The 4,691-nt window shown below is 36.5% G+C and carries 1 protein-coding gene; it reads left to right on the top strand.

Annotation, left to right across the window (positions count from 1 at the left end):
* On the top strand, positions 1–4,507 hold a 4,507-nt coding region (locus tag ADH54_RS01820), incomplete at its 5' end, for a ZmpA/ZmpB/ZmpC family metallo-endopeptidase (RefSeq protein WP_049523787.1).
* Between the last annotated feature and the right edge of the window lie 184 nt (positions 4,508–4,691).

Here is a 4,691-nt window from a genome sequence, read left to right as displayed (position 1 = left end):
AGCAGAGAAACCAGCATACACTAAACCAGTGGGTACAGTGCCAGACGAAGCACCTAAAGCAGAAAAACCAGCATACACTAAACCAGTGGGTACAGTGCCAGACGTTGCTCCAGAGAGAGAAGAGCTTCCTGCTTTACATACTGATATTCGTACAGAGACTATTCCTAAAACTATCACAGAAGAATCTGATTCTACCAAATTTATAGGCGATGATTCTATTAAACAAGTTGGTGAGGATGGCGAACGTCAAATTGTTACTAGCTATGAAGAATTACATGGCAAAAAAATCAGTGGCCCAGTTGAAACAGTAACTGTGTTGAAAGAAATGAAGCCTGAAATTCTTGTAAAAGGTACCAAAGAAAAGCCCAAAGAAAAAATGGCTCCTGTTTTGACCTTGACCACTGTATCTAAGGATGTTTTAGCTAAGTCTGCTACAGTTAACTACAATCTAGAGAACCAAGATAATGCTACAATTACAAGCATTGTAGCGACTATCAAAGAAGGTGGAAAGATTGTAAAAACGGTTGATTTAAAAACCGATAACTTATCTCAAGTCTTAGAAAACTTGGATTATTACAAAGATTATACGATTTCAACTACTATGACTTATGATGTAGGTAAGGGTGCAGAAGTATCGACTCTGGAAGATAAACCTTTACGTTTAGATTTAAAGAAAGTTGAGTTGAAAGATATTGCAAACACAAGTCTAATACAAGTAGATCAGAGCGGTATCGAAAGCGATAGTAGTTATTTAACTTCTCTTCCAAGCGATTTTAACAACTATTACTTAAAAGTAACCTCCAGAGAAAACAAAGTGACTCGTTTAGCAATTGATAAGATTGAAGAGGTCATTGAGGAAGGTAAGCAGCTTTACAAGATAACGGCAAAAGCACCTGATTTGGTTCAACGTGATAAAGACGGTAAGTTAAGAGAAACTTACACTTATTATCTTGAAAAACCGAGGGCTACCGAAGATAAGGTTTATTACAATTTCCATGATTTAGCAAAAGATATGCAAGCAAATCCTACCGGTGACTTTAAACTTGGTGCAGATTTGAATGCAGTTAACGTTAAGCCAGCAGGTAAAGCTTATGTTATGGCTAAGTTTAGAGGTACTTTATCAAGTGTAGAGAATCATCAGTACACGATTCATAACTTAGAAAGACCTTTGTTTAATGAGGCTGAAGGTGCTACACTCAAAAACTTTAACTTAGGTAATGTAAATATAAACATGCCTTGGGCTGATAAAGTTGCACCTATTGGTAATATGTTTAAGAAGTCTACACTTGAGAATATCAAAGTAGTAGGTTCAGTAACAGGAAATAACGATGTAACCGGTGCTGTTAATAAGTTAGACGAAGCTAATATGCGCAATGTAGCTTTTATTGGCAAGATTAACAGTCTTGGAGATAAAGGCTGGTGGTCTGGTGGACTTGTCAGCGAAAGTTGGCGAAGTAACACGGATAGTGTTTATTTTGACGGTGATATTGTAGGTAACAATTCTAAGTTTGGTGGTTTAGTAGCTAAAGTCAATCACGGAAGTAATCAATTTGATGTTCGTCAACATGGTCGCTTAACTAATTCTTTTGTTAAAGGTACTATGAAACTTCAACAACACGGTGGTAGTGGTGGATTGATTCATGATAACTATAACTGGGGTGTTGTTGAAAATAATATCAGTATGATGAAAGTCATAAATGGGGAAATTATGTATGGTTCTCGTGAAGTGGATACAGGTGATTCTTACTTTGGATTTGAGAACTTCAAAAATAACTACTATGTGGACGGTGTTGCCTCAGGATTATCTTCATATAACAAATCAAAACAAATTAAAAGTATTTCTGAAGCAGAGGCCTTAGAGAAATTTGCTAAATTAGGTATCACAGCTCAGGATTATGTTATCTCTACCCCAATCGTAAACAAGTTAAATCGTATCGTTGATAGAGATTCTGAATATAAAGCGATTCAGGACTACCAAGAAACAAGAAACCTGGCTTATCGAAACTTGGAAAAACTGCAACCATTTTATAACAAAGAGTGGATTGTAAGCCAAGGGAATAAGTTAACAGATGATTCCAATCTTGTTAAGAAAACTGTTCTGTCTGTAACAGGTATGAAAGCAGGGCAATTTGTCACTGATTTATCGGATATTGATAAGATTATGGTTCACTATTCTGATGGTACAAAAGAAGAAATGAACGTGACAGCAGTTGCTGATTCTAAGGTGAAACAAGTTCGTGAGTATAGTATCGATGGTTTAGATGATGTGGTTTACACACCAAATATGGTTGTTAAAAATCGTGATAAATTGATTGCTGATGTTAAAGCTCAATTATCAAGTGTAGAATTGATTTCACAAGAAGTCCGTGCTTTGATGGATAAACGAGATACATCTAGAGATCCTAATGCTAATTCGGATGAACGTAAGAATGGTTATATTAAAGATCTATTCTTTGAAGAAAGCTTCGCTGAGGTTAGAGAGACGTTAGATAAGTTAGTGAAGTCCTTGTTAGAAAATGAAGATCATCAACTGAACAGTGATGAAGTGGCTGAGAAGGCGCTTCTCAAGAAAGTTGAAGATAATAAAGCTAAGATTATATTAGCCTTGACTTATCTAAATCGTTATTATGGTATAGACTATGATGGCTTGAACTTTAAGCATTTGATGATGTTTAAACCAGACTTTTATGGTAAAACACCAAGTATTTTAGATTTCTTGATTCGTATAGGCTCAGCAGAAAAGAATTTAAAGGGAGATAGAAGTTTAGAAGCTTATCGTGAAGTTATTGGTGGTACTATTGGAAAAGGTGAATTAAATGGCTTGTTAGGCTATAACATGCGTTTATTCACTAAGTACACCGACTTAAATGACTGGTTTATTCATGCTGCAAAGAACGTTTATGTTTCTGAGCCTGAGACGACTACAGAGGACTTCAAAGATAAACGCCATCGTATCTATGACGGTTTGAACAATGAGGTGCATAGTCGCATGATTTTACCGTTACTCAACTTGAAGAAAGCACATATTTTTGTCATTTCTACTTACAACACTTTGGCATTCAGTTCTTTTGAAAAATATGGGAAAAATACGGAAGAAGAGCGAAATGCTTTCAAAGAGGAGATAAACAAAGTAGCGAAAGCTCAACAAAGATATTTAGACTTTTGGTCTCGTTTAGCCTTACCAAAAGTTCGTAATCAACTCTTGAAGAGTCAAAATTCCGTACCAACGCCTGTTTGGGATAATCAAAATTATAGCGGTATTAAGGATGCTAGTCGCCGTGGTTATGGTTCAGATGGCAAGGTTGTAACTCCTATTCGTGAGCTATTTGGCCCAACTGATCGTTGGCATCAAGTTAACGGAGCGATGGGAGCGATGGCAAAAATTTATGAACGTCCATGGAAAGATGATCAGGTTTACTTCATGGTAACTGACATGATTAGTCAGTTTGGTATTTCAGCCTTTACACATGAAACTACTCACGTTAATGATCGTATGGCTTACTATGGTGGTCATTGGCATCGTCAAGGTACGGATTTAGAAGCCTTTGCTCAAGGTATGTTGCAAACTCCTGATAAGTCAACAACAAATGGTGAGTATGGTGCATTGGGTATTAACATGGCCTACCATCGTCCAAATGATGGAAATCAATGGTATAATCCCGACCCTGACAAACTTCAAACACATGACCAAATCGACCACTACATGAAGAACTACAATGAAGCTATGATGATGCTTGATTATGCTGAAGCTGAAGCTGTTCTTCCTAAGGTTAAAGGCGACAATAGTAAATGGTTTAAGAAAATTGACCGTGAAATACGTCGACCAATGGATAGAAATAAACTAAGTGGTCCTCACCAATGGGACAAAGTGCGTGACTTGACAGACGCTGAGAAAATGACCAAGCTTGAAACCATTGATGATTTGGTAAATAACAACTTTATGACCATTCACGGAAATCCAGGCAATAAGGTCTTCCACCCAGAAGATTTTGGTACGGCTTATGTCAATGTCAATATGATGGCGGGTATTTACGGTGGGAATACGAGTCCAGGTGCCCCCGGTTCTCTATCCTTCAAACACAATGCTTTCCGTATGTGGGGTTACTATGGATACGAACATGGATTCATTGATTATGTTTCAAGCAAACATCAAGGCGCCGCTAATAAAGAAAATAAAGGTCTCTTAGGTGATGATTTCATTATCAAAAAAGTTTCTGGAGACAAGTTCAAGACACTTGAAGAGTGGAAGAGACATTGGTATCACGATGTTAAAGCTAAAGCAGAACAAGGATTTGAAACTATTGAAATTGATGGGCATCAAATTACAAATTATGCTCAGTTGAAATCTTTATTTGATGGAGCAGTTCAAAAAGATATTGATGGTATGTCAGATTCAAAAATTAAAGATCATTTCAAAAATACAGTAGACTTGAAATCTAAAGTATTCAAAGCCCTTCTTAAAAATACAGACGGTTTCTTTAACCAACTGTTTAAAAAAGACATTTAAATGTTTAAAATATAAAGAGGACAATCTTTTGCTCCCTCTGAAAAGTCATTATTTGATGGCTTTCAAAAAGCACCTCAAAAAAGGTATTGCCAAGTTGCAATACCTTTTTTTGAGGCTCTTTTATAGTAGATTGAAACAAGATGTGAACAAATCGGTTAGGAAAGTCAAATTAATTTCTAGAAAT

Origin of the sequence: Streptococcus pseudopneumoniae (assembly GCF_001072315.1) — a bacterium.
Taxonomy (GTDB): Bacteria; Bacillota; Bacilli; order Lactobacillales; family Streptococcaceae; genus Streptococcus; species Streptococcus pseudopneumoniae_R.
Note: the sequence above shows the minus strand (reverse complement) of the source record. Positions and strands in the feature narration are given on the sequence as shown.